15 protein-coding genes are annotated in these 17,066 nt (G+C 43.2%); 4 read left to right on the top strand and 11 right to left on the bottom strand.

Features of this window, described 5'->3' with window-relative positions; genetic code table 11:
• Positions 1-9: 9 nt before the first annotated feature.
• From NSU15_RS12380 to NSU15_RS12360, 5 genes are all read right to left on the bottom strand, one after another.
• Positions 10-306, bottom strand: coding sequence for a YlaN family protein (locus tag NSU15_RS12380; RefSeq protein WP_042126833.1), 297 nt, complete (start codon positions 304-306; stop codon positions 10-12).
• 212 nt (positions 307-518) lie between these two features.
• Positions 519-764: an HPr family phosphocarrier protein gene (locus NSU15_RS12375; RefSeq protein ID WP_042126831.1), complete on the bottom strand. Its 246-nt coding sequence runs from the start codon at positions 762-764 to the stop codon at positions 519-521.
• A gap of 106 nt (positions 765-870) precedes the next feature.
• Complete coding sequence (locus tag NSU15_RS12370) at positions 871-1,986, bottom strand: aminopeptidase (protein ID WP_076117632.1); 1,116 nt, start codon at positions 1,984-1,986, stop codon at positions 871-873.
• 94 nt (positions 1,987-2,080) lie between these two features.
• Positions 2,081-2,947 carry a hypothetical protein gene (locus NSU15_RS12365; RefSeq protein WP_339290632.1) on the bottom strand — a complete coding sequence of 289 codons (867 nt, stop codon included), beginning with the start codon at positions 2,945-2,947 and terminating at the stop codon, positions 2,081-2,083.
• Positions 2,948-3,076: 129 nt separating this feature from the next.
• Positions 3,077-5,071: a diguanylate cyclase gene (locus tag NSU15_RS12360; protein WP_042126825.1), complete on the bottom strand. Its 1,995-nt coding sequence runs from the start codon at positions 5,069-5,071 to the stop codon at positions 3,077-3,079.
• 399 nt (positions 5,072-5,470) lie between these two features.
• Here NSU15_RS12360 and rpsD point away from each other — a divergent pair, with 399 nt between their 5' ends.
• Entirely contained in the window at positions 5,471-6,070 is a 600-nt protein-coding gene (gene rpsD, locus NSU15_RS12355) for a 30S ribosomal protein S4 (protein ID WP_042126823.1), read from the top strand.
• A 145-nt stretch (positions 6,071-6,215) separates the two neighbouring features.
• Complete coding sequence (locus tag NSU15_RS12350; protein WP_339290630.1) at positions 6,216-9,128, top strand: transglycosylase domain-containing protein; 2,913 nt, start codon at positions 6,216-6,218, stop codon at positions 9,126-9,128.
• A gap of 82 nt (positions 9,129-9,210) precedes the next feature.
• Here NSU15_RS12350 and acsA read toward each other — a convergent pair whose 3' ends face one another.
• Positions 9,211-10,935, bottom strand: a complete 1,725-nt coding sequence (acsA, locus tag NSU15_RS12345; protein WP_339290628.1) for an acetate--CoA ligase — start codon at positions 10,933-10,935, stop codon at positions 9,211-9,213.
• A gap of 160 nt (positions 10,936-11,095) precedes the next feature.
• On the opposite strand from acsA, the gene NSU15_RS12340 reads away from it, so the two are divergent.
• The gene (locus NSU15_RS12340; RefSeq protein ID WP_042126817.1) at positions 11,096-11,728 is read left to right on the top strand and encodes a GNAT family N-acetyltransferase; all 633 of its coding nucleotides are present in this window, start codon (positions 11,096-11,098) and stop codon (positions 11,726-11,728) included.
• 2 nt (positions 11,729-11,730) lie between these two features.
• Here the strand turns inward: NSU15_RS12340 and NSU15_RS12335 are convergent, their stop codons facing one another.
• The 3 genes from NSU15_RS12335 to NSU15_RS12325 all read right to left on the bottom strand — a co-directional run bounded on the left by NSU15_RS12335 (position 11,731) and on the right by NSU15_RS12325 (position 14,183).
• A complete protein-coding gene (locus NSU15_RS12335; RefSeq protein ID WP_339290626.1) occupies positions 11,731-12,426 on the bottom strand; it encodes a 5'-methylthioadenosine/adenosylhomocysteine nucleosidase in 696 nt (231 codons plus the stop codon).
• An 89-nt stretch (positions 12,427-12,515) separates the two neighbouring features.
• The gene (ccpA, locus tag NSU15_RS12330) at positions 12,516-13,526 is read right to left on the bottom strand and encodes a catabolite control protein A (RefSeq protein WP_036686140.1); all 1,011 of its coding nucleotides are present in this window, start codon (positions 13,524-13,526) and stop codon (positions 12,516-12,518) included.
• Positions 13,527-13,790: 264 nt separating this feature from the next.
• Positions 13,791-14,183 (bottom strand): hypothetical protein, encoded by a 393-nt coding sequence (locus NSU15_RS12325; protein ID WP_339290624.1) that lies wholly within the window; start codon positions 14,181-14,183, stop codon positions 13,791-13,793.
• A gap of 266 nt (positions 14,184-14,449) precedes the next feature.
• On the opposite strand from NSU15_RS12325, the gene NSU15_RS12320 reads away from it, so the two are divergent.
• Positions 14,450-14,974 (top strand): type 1 glutamine amidotransferase domain-containing protein, encoded by a 525-nt coding sequence (locus NSU15_RS12320; RefSeq protein WP_042126813.1) that lies wholly within the window; start codon positions 14,450-14,452, stop codon positions 14,972-14,974.
• Positions 14,975-15,076: 102 nt separating this feature from the next.
• Here the strand turns inward: NSU15_RS12320 and NSU15_RS12315 are convergent, their stop codons facing one another.
• Together NSU15_RS12315 and NSU15_RS12310 are read right to left on the bottom strand one after the other, a co-directional pair.
• On the bottom strand, positions 15,077-16,477 hold the full coding sequence (locus NSU15_RS12315; protein WP_339290623.1) for a DUF4179 domain-containing protein: 1,401 nt from the start codon (positions 16,475-16,477) through the stop codon (positions 15,077-15,079).
• Positions 16,470-17,000, bottom strand: a complete 531-nt coding sequence (locus NSU15_RS12310; RefSeq protein ID WP_339290621.1) for a sigma-70 family RNA polymerase sigma factor — start codon at positions 16,998-17,000, stop codon at positions 16,470-16,472. Before NSU15_RS12310 ends, NSU15_RS12315 begins: the two co-directional genes overlap by 8 nt.
• Positions 17,001-17,066: the final 66 nt, after the last annotated feature.

Below are 17,066 nucleotides of genomic sequence, written 5' to 3'. Positions count from 1 at the left end.
AAATCGAAATTATTCTTCTTTTGCTTTGTTATTCAAAGCCTCATAGAGTACTGCTAAATTCCGCTCCAGCTTACTCAGCACCATTTTACCGGTAATCTCTGGCACCAAACCTGCTCTAACCGCAAAATCGACCTCTCTTGAGAAACCGTACATTTGGGTATCCAGCACTTCCTCATAGAGAGGGCAGTAGCGTGTTGCCAGATTTTCCATCTGCACTTCAATAAGTTGCTGAATTTTATCGGCATCTTCTTGTAGAAGATTGATCGCTTTAAGATTAAACTGTTCCTGTAATTCCGACGAAGTCATGCCTCTTCCCCCCCATGTCCAAAAGTTAAGCTGCTTTTACTATTTTACTTAATATTAGTCGAAATCGGATATCAATACAACAATTCTGTTTATACTAACCATTTATTTGAAAGAAGCAGCTAAGTTATTTATAAGGGACGGAGTTAATTCCGCATCTATTTCTAGAAAAAACGCCCCACCGTAAATCGGTAGGACGTCTTTACATACAACTATTACTCAGCTACAACTGTAAAGTTCAAACCGTGTTTAGCAAAAACTTCACTCATTGCCTTCTTAGCTTCTTCTGCATCTGTTCCGTGAACATGAAGCTCGTAGCTTTGGCTTGATACCAAAGTCGTGAACAAACCAAGGATACTCTTAACATCAATGTACTTGTTGTCCGCTTGAAGAACGATTGAAGAGTTGAACTGACCTGCCGTTTGAGCAATATCAACGATTGCCGCATTGTTACTGGACATAGAAATCCCTCCGCAACTTGATTATGAAACATAAGTCTTTGTAATCCATTCTTATGATACCTTGAATCCGCTTACTTGTGCAAGGTGTTTTCGTACTTTTACATTTTTATTTCAAGTTTTCAGGATTCAGACCTTCTAGTTCTGGTAACACGAAGATTCCATCCTTACGGATCAATATATCGTCAAAATAAATCTCTCCTCCGCCATAATCTGGACGTTGGATTAATACAAGATCCCAGTGAATGGAGGAACGATTTCCGTTATCTGTAACATCATAAGCTTGCCCCGGTGTAAAGTGCAGGCTGCCTGCAATTTTCTCATCGAACAGAATATCATTCATAGGGTGCAAGATGTACGGGTTAAAGCCTATGGCAAATTCACCGATGTGACGTGCGCCGTCATCTGAATTCAGGATTTCGTTCAAGCGAGCGGAGTCGTTGCTGGTTGCTTCAACAATTTTACCGTTCTCGAATTTGAATTTGATATTTTCGAAGGTTACTCCGTTATATACAGATGGTGCATTATAGCTGATCGTTCCATTTACAGAATCACGAACAGGGGCGCTGTAAACCTCGCCATCCGGGATATTTTTTTGACCAGAACATTTCTCTGCACCGATTCCTTTGATAGAGAACTTAAGATCTGTTCCAGGACCCGAAATATGTACCTTATCTGTTCTGCGCATAAGATCGGCCAATGCATCCTGAGCCTTGTCCATTTTGGCATAATCTAAATTACATACTTCGAAATAAAAGTCCTCAAATGCTTCTGTACTAATATTTGCAAGCTGAGCCATACTCGCATTGGGATAACGTAATACTACCCACTTCGTATGCTTCACGCGTTGTTCACTATGCACTGGATGGGAATACAAAGAATTATACAATTTCATATTTTCTTCTGGAACATCGGACAGGTCATTTACATTCTCGCCTGCACGGATGCCGATATAACAATCCATTTGCTTCATCCGGTTCAAGTCAATTTCAGCCCATGTCTGAAGACTCTCACGTGTTGCATATTTAAGCATGCTGCGTAGGACTGTACGATCTGTCAACTGCACAAAAGCATGACCGCCGGCCTTGCCGATTTCCTCTACAACAGCTTTAATTAAATCTCTTTCGTTTCCAATCATTTCTACAAGCACGTTCTCGCCTGGCTGGACATCTACGGAATAACCTACAAGATTTGCCGCCAGTTTTTGAATTCTGGGATCCTTCATTGTGTACTCTTCCTTCCTCTGTCTGAAAATAAGCATGCCGTTCTATTGTAGCACGCCCTTTATCGAGCGCAAGACCTGCAAAACAATGTAAAGATCAACGGTAGCCTGTAAAATCGACCTTAGACACATATGTTTCATTGTCAGATTTATTCGTCGTTTCACCGGAATAGCTTACTTTTCGATTCAAGGTAAGCCTTCTGGGCAGATTATGCTTCTTATCGATTGTTAGGTGGTAGACCGTTTCTACATTAGCCTGTTTGAGCTTTTCCTGTAATTCATTATTTTTCTTTTGCCACAGCTTCTCCAAAGCTTTCGCCACTGCCTGATCAGCTGCTGTACTGTTCTTAGCAGATTCAAGACCTTTAGGTCTAAGGTTCTGCATTTCTTTCTCCAGTTCTACAGACAACTGCTTTCTAGCCTCTGAAGGCGTCAATTCGATTCTCAGCACACTTGTCCCTCTGCCTGCCCCAGCCTCTTCGGTTACATTTTTCTCCATGGCGTCAAGCTCTTCGAGTTGTTTCAGCGGATTAAGCGCAGGTAATGGGTTTCCCTCTTCCGAAGAATTCTCAGTAGTCAGAAGCTCCCATCTGCCATCTTTTTTCTCCAGCTGACTGTAGTAAGGTTTCAAAGCATAAGTACTACTTTTTAAATCTTTAACACCTTTAGCAGCTGTTTTTTGAGAAGCGGATTTATCTGGAAGAAGTGTATATAGCTTTACTTTTTTATGATCCTCCACTGTGCCTCCGTAGAACAATAAGGATTCAGGAACCGTCGTTCCCCCTCTTGTAAGCATATTCGCCCCTTCAAAAGCTACCTCATCACTTCCAGCCATCCCGGCCAATGCCAAACTTAAATCTTCTTTCGCTGGTTTGTCTCTTATGACGCTGCAGCCGCTGCATAAAATACAGTACAGAGTAAGAATTAGAGGGACTCCACCCTTAAGTAATAATAGCTTTCTCACGGTCCTCAGGCCTTTCTCGGAGTATTTTGCTTTTGCAACCCACGTATAGGGTTCTCTCTTCCTGCAAGCCTTATACCGCTATTAGAGCCTGAATAACCGGTATATAAAAAAGAACCCCTGAGGTGAGCCTCAAGGGTTCTTAGTATGGTTATCATTCTCTTTAATATCAAAGACAACTTGGTTACGACCATTATGCTTAGCTTTATACAGCGCCATATCCGCTCGATAAAACAATGACTCGACGCTTACTCGATCGTCCATCCAACTCCATTCCGCTATTCCGCAGGATACAGTTACACTAGGTTCAGTTTCTTCCATGACGCGTTTGCGTATACGTTCGGCTACATAACCCGCCTGTTCCACTCCCATTAACGGTAAATAAACGGATAGCTCCTCTCCTCCCCATCTAGCAGCAATATCACCTTGACGGATAGAGGATTTCACGATTTCACTGACCTCTTTTAGAATCTTATCCCCTTTTTGATGACCGTAGGTATCATTCACAATCTTGAACTGGTCAATATCCACAACTATTAAACTACCGCAGAAGTCTGTAGACTGTCTTTCTTTTATCTCTTCGTCCAAATAATGTCGAGCATAAAGTCCAGTTAGGCTGTCTCTGTTCGCAAGTCGTCTGACTTCAGCGTGCAGCCTGGCATTACCTACCGCTAGACCAATATGCCCCGCCATCGCTTGCAGCAGTCTATAATTATCATATGAAAAATAATGTGCATCACGATGTGCTAACATAATTGCACCCCGTATTTCACCACCCACACTAAGAGGTGTAGCGATCAGCGACTGCGAACCGGTAGCATTCATTAGTCGGGAAGTTGTCTTAGGATTATCTATGTAGTCAGACATGATGAGTGATTCTCCAGTGGAATATACCTTACCACCTAAGCCTGCCCCTACTTCTAAAATTTCGTTCTGTAAAGAGGGATGGTTGCAGGCAATAACCTCTAACCCGCCCTTCTCCTCATTCATATGTAAGATACAGCAGTAATCTGCACCAAACATTTCAAGCAGCTCTTCAAATGCAAATTGAAAAATATCACCTAAACGCAAGCTTTGATTCAGACGTTGGGTAAGCTCATTACTCATGCGGAGCTCACGGATCAGCTGATTAGAGCGCTCATATAGCTTGGCATTCTCAAAAGCAGTTCCTGCTGTATCGGCCACCATTGAAAGAAACCGCAAATCAACATCTGGAAAGATTGGATTATCCATTACCATATGGAAAACTCCATAAACCCCCTGCTTGCCACCTAACGGAAGACCAATCTCTACATTACGGTGATCCTCGTCACTTGTGTGCAGTGCAACGCGTCCATCCTTAAACGCCCTAGCACAGACATCATCACTGGACATGTGGAATGGTAAGGGTTTGACCTGCGGATGCGTGCTGCGGTGGTCTTGAGACATAAACAGCTCAAGCCTCGCTCCCGGATACATCGCAGAGATGCTATCAATGACTTCCGAAAGTACGGCATTCACATCTATGTTGTCATGCATCCGCTGGACAATCTGAAATAACAAAGAACGACGATTGCTTTCACGTTCAGCATGAATATGGGTGCTTGCAAGATCTGCAACAAATATATGTTCAAACTTATGATAGAAACAGGTACGGTAATGCAGCGACATTGCTTCTGCGGTATCTCGTCCACCCATTTCATATTGTTGCGTAGGCATAGAACAGCCCAAAAATGCAAAGAGTTCATTGTCGACGCGAGTGAATAGCGGTATGGTAAAAAAGCTCAGATCCTTACCTTCTACGGTCAACTCAACAGCAGAGATTGTTCTTGAAAACAAGCTAGAAGCTGCTGCCTGTTCCCACTTTTGTCTCCATAGTTCTTGTTGATCGCGTATGCTGCTTAAATACTTACCTTCAAAATTAAGCACAGACCATTCCCAGGATCTGGAGAATGGAAGGACATCGAGCTCACCAAACCATTCATTGAAACTGTCTGCAATCAGATTTGCTAGATAAGGGAAGTCATGCGTTACTATTTCCGTTTCCCTAAGCCAGGCGGTGGGATCTTCGGAATCTCTACTAACGTTTATGTTGTCCTGTAACAGCATACGGCTGTCTTTATGGACGTATGCTTTCTGCTCTGACATAACGAAGATCCCCTTTGCATCTCGATTAAGAAAACTATCTTCCCTAGTAACTACTAATTAACTATATTTTACTCTCTTTCTTTGTGTATTGCATTATATTTTCATCATTTCCGGGACTTTTTTTTAGGACCAAAGAACTATCGACAAAGATTGACAAAAAATCTTTTAATAATCGCTTGACTTTATATATTGTATTCATATAATATTTATTGTTGAACAAGACTGTAACAAGTCTTACTTGGGCGTAACGTTGTGTCACCCTCACGCATTTCGTTACTGCCAGGGCAGCGGCTGAACTTCCCTGGCAGTGTGGAAGCCATTAATGCTAATCACGGATACGAAATGCGGCGCAAATAGGCCCTACCCTGAAATTTCAATTATAAAGGAGTCTACTATAACATGGCACGTTACACCGGACCTAAATTCAAACTCAGCCGCCGTCTGGGCATTTCCCTTAGCGGTACAGGAAAAGACTTGAAACGCCCTTTTCCTCCAGGACAACACGGAGCTAACCAACGCAGAAAAGTAAGTAACTACGGAATGCAGCTTTTGGAAAAACAAAAACTGCGTCACATGTATGGTTTGGGAGAGAAACAATTCAAAACTCTCTTCACTAAAGCACAAAAGCTTCCAGGTCTTGCGGGCGAAAACTTCATGTTCTTGCTTGAAAGCCGCTTGGACAACCTAGTTTACCGTCTTGGATTTGCTAACTCCCGTGCTGGTGCACGTCAGTTGGTATCCCACGGACACGTAACTGTTAACGGCAAAAAAGTCGACATCGCTTCTTACCGTGTAAGCTTGGGCGACGTTATCGGTCTTCGCGAAAGAAGCCAAAGCATGGCTTCCATCAAAGAAGCTCTTGCTAACCGTTCCCACCTTCCAGCTTACCTGGAATATGCTGAAGGATCTTTCGAAGGTAAATATATTCGTTTGCCAGAACGTTCCGAGCTTTCCCAGGATATCGATGAGAAACAAATCGTCGAGTTCTACAACCGTTAATATCTCGCTTATAGCGAGTATGACCAAAGCCTCCGGATTTATCCGGAGGCTTTTTGTTATTCTAATAGGTAATGAACACTCCGACTGCATTCAAAATCGTCAATTTGTGCTATAATAATTCCGTTAAAAGGAGGAATTATCGTCGATGGTTCAAGAGAACAAGAAAAAAAACGTAAAGAAGCCTTCACCCCGCAGATCCGGGCTCAGCAGGTTTGGTTCTGTAGTAAAGTGGATGTTTATTCTTGGCATAATAGGCATTCTGTTCGTCGGTGGTGCAGCAGCAGGGTATGTAACTTCCATGGTGAAGGATGAACCTGTTCGCTCCGAGGAAATGATTCAACAGCAAGTCGGACAAAATGCTATCACCGGATTCGCATACTTCCGTGACGGCGCACCAATCGGCCAGCTTCGTACTGAAGAAGACCGAAGGCTCATTCAATACAACGACATCCCCCAGATTATTATTGATGCAGTTCTCGCTATAGAGGACAATAATTTCAATGAGCATAACGGCGTGGATTTCAAAGGCACCTTACGTGCCGTCAAGCAAAAGCTATTAAATGAATCCGTTCAAACCGGAGGCAGTACACTTACTCAACAGCTCGCAAGACGTGTATTCCTCAATCTGGATCGAACGGAAGATCGCAAAGCAAAAGAAATTCTGCTCTCACTAAGACTGGAGCGCTTCTTGACCAAGCAAGAGATACTAACAGCTTATCTGAACAAGGTTCCGTTTGGTAATGGCTCGAATGGCTACAACGTATTTGGGATTAAAGCTGCATCCAAAGGTATATTCGGTCTAGATGATCTAGACAAGTTGAATATTGCCCAAGCGGCGTATTTGGCCGGCCTTCCACAGCTTCCATCCGCTTATTCGGCATTCAATGGCATTGGAGAATTCAATGAAAAGGCATTCAAGAGAGCTATAGACCGTCAACAGCTTGTACTGCGTCGTATGCTTGAGGAGAACAAGATCACTACCTCCCAATATGATGAAGCACTCAAATTTAATATTAAAAGCTCTCTCGCTCCTCACACTAAGAAAGCCTATGCTACATATCCATACCTGATGATGGAAACGGAGCGTAAAGCAGCTGAGATTCTTTTGTCACTAAATGAAGAGAAAAACGGTACAACTGATACTGCTAGCTCTAGTGATAATGCCGTACTTCTTGAGGAAGCACGACAACAGTTAATGACTGGTGGTTACCGAGTCTATACCACGATTGACAAGAAAGTATACAGTGCAATGCACAGTATTTCCGAAGATAGTAGTAATTTCACTAAGGACAGCAAAACAAAAGGTATCGAACAGACGGCTGGCATAATGATCGACAACAAGACCGGAGCCATTCTCGGCATGATTGAGGGTCGCGATTTTAATATCGAGCAAATGAACTATGCAACCCAAATGGTCCGGCAACCCGGGTCAACAATGAAGCCGATTTCTGCTTACTTACCTGCCTTGGATGCAGGACTGATTCAACCTGCCGGCATATTGGATGATGCTCCAATCATTTTGAAGGATGGTGGAAAAGGCTTCCATATCCCTAAAAATGCTAACAACCGCTATCAAGGCTTAGTTACGGCTCGATATGCACTTAATAAATCCCTCAACCTGCCGGCGCTTAAACTGTTTAACGAGAAAGTCGGAATTGAGGATGCTTGGGCCTTTACTAAAAAGCTAGGGATTACTACCCTTACCGAAGATGATTACAGAGCGCAGACAGGGGTAATAGGTGGTCTTCGATACGGTACATCCGTTGAAGAATTAACCAATGCCTATTCCGCCATCGGCAATCAGGGAGCATTTAATGATGCTTACATGATCGAGAAGATTGTGGATTCGGAAGGCAAGATCGTTTATCAGCACAAGGTTAACCCTGAACAAGTATTCTCTGAGCAAACTGCTTATCTAATGACTGATATGCTGCGGACAGTAATCACAGAAGGTACTGCAAGTACAGTGAGAAGAGATTATAAACACTTTAAAGACATTCCGATTGTAGGTAAGACCGGTTCCACTCAGAACTATGGAGATGTCTGGTTCATGGGCTACACCCCTGATGTCACACTTGGCATGTGGGTCGGTTATAAAGAACAAATCAATACCCTTTCGGGAGATACACAAAAACGACAAGCACAGACCTTATGGGCTAAAGTCATGAATGCTGTGATTGATAAGCAGCCAGACTTGTTTGTTACTGACAAATTCACACAACCTGAGGGAATCATCAAAAAGACAGTTTCCGCCTACAGCGGTAAACTGCCAACGGCTCTAACTGACAAATTCACAACAGATCTTTTCAATGCGAAATATGTGCCTACAGAGAGTGACGACGGTATTTCCAAAGCTAAGTATATAACTTATAACGGCGTGAATTACCTTCCGCTGGAAGGAACACCAGAGGATTTCCTGAGGGAAAAAATCGTTGTTAAACGTGAAAAGCCGATTCAGGATTTAGTCAAGGAGCTCTTAGCAGCCTTCCCTAAGATGAAGGATCATAAATCGTTGGAGTATTATATGCCAGCCGATGCTAAGACAGATTTCCCTACTGAAGTCGATCCACGCGTGGACGATGGCGCAGCCCCTTCTGCTCCTGGAAATGTTAGTGTGTCATACAGCACCGGTAAAGCTGTGATCACCTTCTCCCCAAGCGGCTCTCCAGATGTAGTAGGATACCGCTTATACCGTTCTTTAAACGGTGGGTCTTTCCAGAAGCAAGCTGTAATTATGGCTGACGAGAGCAAGGTATTCTCGCCAGGAACACCTGCGAGTGCCAATGCAACTTTCTATGTTACCGCTGTTGATGTCGCAGGTAATGAGACCGCTTCTGGTAGCGTTGCTGGTGGCACTACACCAACTCCGGAAGCAACGCCAACTCCTGATCAAGGACCGGAGACAACGCCTCCTACAGACTCTGAGAGTGTACCAGGAGAGGATATTGAGGTTCCAGGAACCATTCTACCGACTCCTACCTCATTGCCATCTGGCGAAGGTAGCGGCAATGGAAACAGTAATAGTGGCACAGCAGGCAGTACGAATGGAAACCATTAACCTGTAGTCAACAGAATAACTTCACACAGCAAAACACCGTTCCCTCGAATCCATCAGGGAACGGTGTTTTTTATAATCCATTCTAGTCCTCTATCGTTGATAAGTCGCCAGTCGGGAGATGAAGCTCCCAAGCCTTTAATACACGCCGCATGATTTTACCAGATCTTGTCTTAGGTAGTTTATCCTTAAATTCGATCTCTCTTGGAGCAGCATGTGCAGACAATCCAGCTTTAACAAATGCCGCGATCTCCTCTTTGAGAGCAGCTGTAGGAATGTAACCTTCTCTCAACGAGATGAAAGCCTTAATAATTTCCCCACGCACAAGGTCTGGTTTACCAATTACGCCCGCTTCAGCTACAGCTGGATGCTCTACTAATTTACTCTCCACTTCAAATGGTCCAATACGCTCTCCAGAAGAATTGATAACATCATCAATCCGTCCTTGGAACCAGAAATATCCATCCTCATCCATATAAGCGGAATCACCAGAAATGTACCAACCAGGAATACGGAAATACTCCTCATATTTCGTCTGATTGTTCCAGATCGAGTTCATCATGGATGGCCAGGGTGTCCGTATCGCAAGATTCCCCATAGAGAATGGCGGAAGAACATTGCCTCGATCATCAAGAATCGCCGCTTCAATACCTGGTAACGGACGCCCCATTGAACCTGGTTTAATATCCATTCCAGGATAGTTGCAGATCAGCTGCGCCCCCGTCTCTGTCATCCACCAAGTATCATGAATGCGCTGATTGTAAAACTTATCACCCCACCGCACCACTTCAGGATTTAATGGCTCACCAACTGACAGGACATGTCGCAGACTGCTCAAATCAATTCCTTGAATTGAACTCTCTCCTGCCCCCATCAACATTCGAAATGCTGTAGGTGCACTATACCAAACGCTAACCTTATTTCGTTCAATCGTCTTATACCAATCCTGAGGGCTGAAACGCCCCCCTCTTACGACATTCGTAACCCCATTTAACCATGGAGAAAATATTCCGTAAGATGTTCCCGTCACCCAGCCCGGATCTGCTGTACACCAGTAAATATCATCTGGACGTAGATCCAGCACCACTCTACCTGTATAATAATGTTGAATCATAGCTCTTTGTACATGATAAACGCCTTTAGGTTTTCCCGTAGAACCAGATGTATAATGCATAATAAGGCCATCGTCCAGGTCAAGCCATTCCAATTCGAGCTCAGAAGATGCGTTAGCCATCTCCTCAGTGAAACCTAAGTTACCTTGCTCGATATCAGTGGTACCACCTACTAAAAAAATATGACGCAAATTCGGAAGCTCATCTCGCTTTACACGATGAAGTAGTTCAGGCGTAGTAACCAAAGCAACGGCACCGCTATCCTCTAGCCGGTCTTTGACTGCTGTCTCCATGAAGGCTTCGAACAGAGGGCCTGCTATTGCCCCAATCTTCAAAATGCCTAGTAAACTAAAATATAGTTCCGGTTGACGAGGCATAAAAATAAATACCCGATCTCCCTTACCGATACCATATTTACGCAATACATTTCCGAACCGGTTCGACCGTTCCTGCAGATCGGCAAATGTATAGGATTCATCCCGCACCGCATCACTGTAGAGCAGGGCCGTTGCCGCTCCCCGTCCTTCTTGAACGTGGCGATCCACTGCTTCATGTGCCATATTTACTTTGCCAGTGTCATACCATGAGAAGTTACGTTCAACATCCTCCCACTTAAAATCGGCTACTGCCTGGGTGTAATCAGACATATTGGAGCTCTGTACACGGCCCGGCAAAATTTCGCTATGGACTTGACCCATCACTCTTGCCTCCCTCACTCGTTTGATTTAAGCTTTAAGGGTAAGACTCTTCTCTTAGATAATGATGTCAATGCAATGAATGTGAATTTTTTATGTCTGAATTAGTATAACATAGCAAACGTTTACATTCCATATTTTATGATCTGAAAGGAGCACGGCTATGGAGCATCGTAAAATCCCTGTTTCCCATACGCTTTCATATAAAGGTAGAACAATTACAGTAAGCGGTCCCCGGTCTCCAGAGGACCTAGAAGCCCTCCACATGCACCATGATCTCGATGCCTTCCGCAAGCCAATAGAACAGCAAGAAGCTCTCGTAGAGATTGCTAGCCTGCCAGAAGGACGTATTATTACAGCTGTAGAGAACGGCACTATCGTAGGTTATGTCACCTTTCATTATCCGGATGAAATGGAGCTTTGGTCACAGGGTGGAATGATGGATCTAATTGAGCTTGGGGCTATTGAGGTGAGTAATGATTACAGGGGAGCCGGACTTGGCCGGCTGCTGATTTCCACTGCTTTTGAGCAGGAGCAATTGGAGAATTGTATTGTCTTTACAACTGAGTATTATTGGCACTGGGATTTAAAAGGAAGTGGGCTTGATGTATGGGCTTATCGTCAAATGATGGAGCGATTAATGAAAACTGTAAATATGGTTTGGTATGCTACAGACGATCCTGAAATCTGCTCCCATCCAGCCAACTGTCTAATGGTACGCATTGGACAAGAGGTGCCTATGTCCTCACAGGAGACCTTCGACAGGGTACGTTTTAGACAGCGCTTTATGTACTAAAATCAGAGGTGCTGCAACATATATTCTAATATGGCATGTGAGCGCCCTGAGGCTTCTACCGTGAATTCCTTAAAATTAACATTTGCAGACCCATCAGATTTGTCAGACATCGAACGAATTATGACAAAGGGAGTGGCGTTCATCACACAGACTTGTGCAACCGCCGCTCCTTCCATCTCCACGCATGCTCCGTCTAACTCCTCTCTTAATTTGGCCACAATCTCCACGTTAGAAATGAATTGATCACCTGAAAGCACCTTGCCGACCAAGTACTTTTGACCTAGCTTGTTACACGCTCTCTCAGCAAGGAGTACCAGTGCAGGATCTGCCTGAAAGACGGAATTTTCCTGATAAGGAATTTCACCTCTTGAGAAACCAAGTGCCGTTGCATCCACATCATGCTGGACACAAGTAGACGATATTACGATATCTCCAATATTCAATTCAGGATGCACAGCTCCAGCTACGCCAGTAAACAACACACGTGTTACACCAAAGGAATCAATCAGAATTTGTGTCGTAGCTGCTGCATTCACTTTGCCAACCCCGGATTTACAAAGCACTACTGACTTTCCTAATAAATCTCCTATGTAATAATGTATTCCTGCTTTGACCTTAGTCTCTTTATTCTCCATTCCTTCTAGCAGCAGCTTAATCTCTTCATCCATCGCACCAATTAATCCGATAATTTCATGCAAAACTAACGCCTCCTTCGATGATTTTCGCTGTAAAAAACATAAAAAGCTCCAAAAGGAGCTTTCTACGGAATGACTGTTTAGTTCTTAAATTACTTATTCAGATGATTAACAGACAAGCGGAGAATCGTTTCATGAGGCAGGATAACCCGCGGATTCTCAACCGTCTCTTTCTTCATGAGTTTCGTCAAAAGTCTCATTGCTACCGCACCTAGGTCATACATAGGCTGGGCTACAGTTGTCAACAATGGACGAACCATCGAAGCCATACGGATGTTATCCACACTAATAATGGAGAAGTCATCCGGTACCTTCAGGCCTTCATCCTGAATACTGTGAATTGCACCAATAGCCATCTCATCTGTTGCAGCAAAAATAGCGGTTGGCTTCTTCTTGAGTCCAAGGAAATACTTCATGGCTTCGACACCAGATTCATAGCGGTAGTTACCGATACGCACCAAGTCTTCTTGATATTCGATTCCAGCCTGTTCAAGTGCCTTCTTATAACCATGAAAACGTGCATATCCATTCGCAGGATCCTGGAGTGTACCACTGATCATTGCGATTTCACGGTGACCGTGACGAATCAGAGTATTCACTGCATCAAAAGCAGCGGTTTCATGATCGATGTCAACGGAAGGATAAGTCCCCTTCTCATCCCGTGTAGCACATAGGACAATTGGAACTGCAGAAGTCTGGAAAGCTTGGATATGTTCATCAGTTACCGTACCACCCATGAAGAGCAGACCATCGACCTGTTTCTCCAAAAGCGTATTGATGACACGGATTTCCTTTTCTTTGCGCTTATCCGCGTTACACAATATGATATTGTAATGATACATGTTCGCGATATCTTCAATCCCGCGTGCAATTTCTGCAAAAATCGAGTTTGAAATATCAGGGATGACAACCCCAACGGTTGTCGTTTTCTTACTGGCAAGTCCTCTCGCCACGGCATTGGGACGATATCCCAAACGCTCAATCGCTTCAAAAACTTTCTTCCGGGTCTGCGGTTTCACGTTAGGGTTATTATTCACAACCCGTGATACCGTAGCCATAGATACGCCTGCTTCTCGCGCTACATCGTAAATGGTTACCGTCAAATTACTCTCTCCATTGCGATAAATTTTATCGTTCGACTAATTAAAAATATGATACGACACTTTGTACAATTGTGCAATGATAACGCTTCATTTTCCTTTCAAAATTTCTTTCAAGGATGAAGACGTAACCCTAAATTACAATTTATGACTAGTGAAGGTTTCCCTATTCACGAGCACAATCATGTAACTTCTATCTATCGTAACAAAAAGTGAGTGAAAAATCCAACATTCCGTGAAAGTTTTTCATTATTTTCACAGAATGTTTTAATAATTTGCGTTTTTGGTCGTTTGGAACGTTAATTGAGACAGTCTTCGACTAGTTTCTTCCATCCAATTCTGGTCCGTAAGCCTTTCAGCTAATCGGTATAAATCGAGCAGCACATCCACTCTAGCCTGAATTGTCTCTCGGATAACCACCTCTAATTCATGAAATCCCCCGACAATAACCTCTGTCAAAGATTCTTTTAGGACACTAGCTAATTCATTTCTTTCTGTAAATGAAAAATCTTTTCTTGGCACATCCGCGCTCAGTTCCTTCACTAACCTTCCTAGATCCGCTTTAATAAACGACATTGGCTCATAACTAGTACATTTCGGACAAGTATAAACAGGAACATGTGTAATCTTCACCTTCGTATTAAAAATTAATGAATGCATATGTAAGGTCATGAGGCCACCACAAGTGCACAACTTCTCCATTAAATTATCTGTATACATCTTCTACACCTCTTGCAAGAAATAAAATAAGTACAAAGTATGACTTTTCAATTTCTATATTCGACTTCCCTCGATTAAAACCCTCCTTAATTGCATATAATGATTAAATTGGCAATTCGTCTATTATTTACAACTCTCCAGATGACTTCGTATTTTAAATTTGATAGAATATGAAAGATCATGTGGTACGAAAGGAGCTTAACAAAATGAGACTAGCTGGCAAAAAGGTCATTGCACTCGTAGACGATGAATTTGAAGATTTGGAGCTCTGGTATCCCGTGTACCGAGTGAGAGAAGAAGGTGCTGAGGTTCACTTGGCAGGTTTGGAAAAAGATAAGACGTACATCGGCAAATATGGTGTACCAGCAAAAGCAGAGTACTCCTGGGATGATTTAAACGCTGCTGATTATGATGGTATTCTAGTTCCTGGAGGCTGGGCTCCGGATAAAATCCGTAGATACAGTGCCGTTCTAAAGCTCGTACAGGATTTTAATGCGGCTAAAAAACCAATTGGGCAGATCTGCCACGCAGGTTGGGTATTAATTTCTGCTAAAATTCTGGAAGGTGTAACCGTCACCTCCACACCGGGCATCCGGGATGACATGGAGAATGCCGGAGCTATATGGAAGGATGAAGCAGTGGTAACGGATGGACATATCATCTCCGCTCGTCGCCCGCCGGATCTTCCGCCTTATGGCAAAGCCTTTTGTGATGCACTTGCTGGGGAATAAAGTACAATACACATCTATTGGTTAAAAATAAAACAAGCCCTGTTTCTCACATTGCTGTGAAGAACAGGGCTTTTGATTTGATTCGTACGACATCTAGGCTGCTCACTTAATTCTTAAGGACGCCTTCTCGTTGATTACGGTTGGATAAGAATTAAATTTGAAGGTCAAGGGTTGAGGTAGCTTTTCTTTGCCTACGTTAAAGAAAAAGGTTATTGTAGTTCCTTTAGTACCTTCGTTAAATTCTTTATATCCCGAGTAACCATCTTTGACCCGTCCCAGCCAATGCCCGCTTCCAGTGCTATCCACAAAATTATCGTCCAATGAAAAACCGCTGCCGCCAAGCGCCTCCTTATCTTCTTTAGGGATAAAGTAATCCAATACCAGAATTCCCTGCTCTTCGTTCTCCATCCGCTTCGAAATCGTTAAATTGTTATCTGGTGCCTGCAATATCTGCTGGGTTTCCGTGTTAATCACAAGCTCCACCTTAGATTTATCCAGTGCTGAGATCCCTTCAATTTCTAATTTGATTGGTTCATCAGGTCTCATATTGTCATTGTGATAATTATTCATCCCACTAGCCCACATTAAGTCCTCTTGGTGATTCCCCTTCCCGATGACCAGTTTAGGTGAAAGCATATTAAAAATTCTCATTGTATTATCTCCGTCAAAGTTTTCCCGCATATAAATTCCAGTAGGTCCAATATAGACATTATCCATTTTGATTTTCTGTCCGGCAATAGCTAGACTCTCCTTCAGATCAATAATTTCTCCCTTAAAATAATTGTTATTGGCTTCCAATGGAATGTTAACAATTAGCTTTTTTATATCACTGCTCGACCCAGATGGGTCCTTGGATACTGGATATAGCGATAATGTAATATTCAACTCATCTGTCAGATCATCTCGATATTTATTCCAGACGATTTGTTCTAACATACGAGTCGTCCCAGGAGAACCTGCCTCTTGTGCATTAGAATTGCTAAACCCGCTATATCCTGTGAGGTCGTAATTATCTTCTGAATTTTTTTTCAGAGACAGGCCCATTAGTTGCATTTTCTGATCTGTATTATTCTGAATCGTATAGAGCAGAGCAATGCCTCTTCGATCAGCGATGATTCCGTTAACCGTCCACTTTATTCCATCCACCTCAGCTGAAGAAATATTCACTTCCTTCATTATTCCCGCATCAAGTGCTGATGTTATGGTCAGATTATTAGCAATAATGGGTCTAAACACTTCAAGCTGTCCCCAGCTTTTTGGAGGTAATTGCGCACGTACTGGATTGGCCATCTGATTTGCCCAAGGGACAATAATCAATAAGGCGATAGCTAGGACCGCCAACGCAACAACAGTGTATCTTTTTCTAAAAGACGACCCTTTTCGGTTACCTAACTGCATCCCCTGGCGAATCGCGGCGTCCAATTTAACTTCCAGGATTTCCTCAGCCTCGACATCGATTCTCTGAAAGTAATCGTTAAGCAGCTTTTCTTCAGACTCAGCCATAAAATAGATCCCCTTTCCGTTTCATTCTGTCACGCAGTTGTTTCAGACCTTTGCTCAGCCATGTCTTCACGGTTCCCTCCGGCTTATCGAGCACCTCCGCAATTTCTGCAAGGGTCATATCCTTGTAATATTTGAGTACAAGCACCTGGCGATACTTTGGCTTTACTCCTTCTAGCGCATGTTCCATGTCCAATCTGCGGTCGCTTTTCATCTCCATAATCCCTATATCGCTTCGAGCAACTTCTGCGACTGTATTCCTCTTTCTGCGCTTCAACTCATCGTTACAGCAATTGATCAGAATACGTGTTAACCAAGGAGCGAAACGCTCTGAGTCTTTCAAACTTTTACGTTTAATCCATGCGCGGCAGGTTGCCTCTTGTAGAACTTCCAACGAATCTGCCTCGTTTCGCAAATAGCTGTAAGCAATGCTGTATAGCTTTCTTTTCTGCTCAGCTACCAGCTCATAAAATATGTCTTCATCCGTAGCGACAATTTCCATTTCGTCATTAATAATGTGTTCCATGCTTGTTCTGTCCTCCCCCCTTGCCTTCACGTAAAAATCATTCCTGTGCAACTCGCTCTATGTATA

Source organism: Paenibacillus sp. FSL E2-0201, assembly GCF_037963325.1.
Classification (GTDB): Bacteria; Bacillota; Bacilli; order Paenibacillales; family Paenibacillaceae; genus Paenibacillus_AQ.
This window is presented reverse-complemented; position numbering and strand designations above follow the sequence as displayed.

Excerpts from the sequence above, each read along its gene's own strand:
- rpsD (WP_042126823.1), top strand. The coding sequence starts at position 5,471 with ATGGCACGTTACACCGGACCTAAATTCAAACTCAGCCGCCGTCTGGGC.
- NSU15_RS12340 (WP_042126817.1), top strand. The coding sequence starts at position 11,096 with ATGGAGCATCGTAAAATCCCTGTTTCCCATACGCTTTCATATAAAGGT.
- NSU15_RS12380 (WP_042126833.1), bottom strand. The coding sequence starts at position 306 with ATGACTTCGTCGGAATTACAGGAACAGTTTAATCTTAAAGCGATCAAT.
- acsA (WP_339290628.1), bottom strand. The coding sequence starts at position 10,935 with ATGGGTCAAGTCCATAGCGAAATTTTGCCGGGCCGTGTACAGAGCTCC.
- NSU15_RS12375 (WP_042126831.1), bottom strand. The coding sequence starts at position 764 with ATGTCCAGTAACAATGCGGCAATCGTTGATATTGCTCAAACGGCAGGT.
- NSU15_RS12350 (WP_339290630.1), top strand. The coding sequence starts at position 6,216 with ATGGTTCAAGAGAACAAGAAAAAAAACGTAAAGAAGCCTTCACCCCGC.
- NSU15_RS12320 (WP_042126813.1), top strand. The coding sequence starts at position 14,450 with ATGAGACTAGCTGGCAAAAAGGTCATTGCACTCGTAGACGATGAATTT.
- NSU15_RS12360 (WP_042126825.1), bottom strand. The coding sequence starts at position 5,071 with ATGTCAGAGCAGAAAGCATACGTCCATAAAGACAGCCGTATGCTGTTA.
- NSU15_RS12325 (WP_339290624.1), bottom strand. The coding sequence starts at position 14,183 with ATGCATTCATTAATTTTTAATACGAAGGTGAAGATTACACATGTTCCT.
- NSU15_RS12310 (WP_339290621.1), bottom strand. The coding sequence starts at position 17,000 with ATGGAACACATTATTAATGACGAAATGGAAATTGTCGCTACGGATGAA.
- NSU15_RS12370 (WP_076117632.1), bottom strand. The coding sequence starts at position 1,986 with ATGAAGGATCCCAGAATTCAAAAACTGGCGGCAAATCTTGTAGGTTAT.
- NSU15_RS12315 (WP_339290623.1), bottom strand. The coding sequence starts at position 16,477 with ATGGCTGAGTCTGAAGAAAAGCTGCTTAACGATTACTTTCAGAGAATC.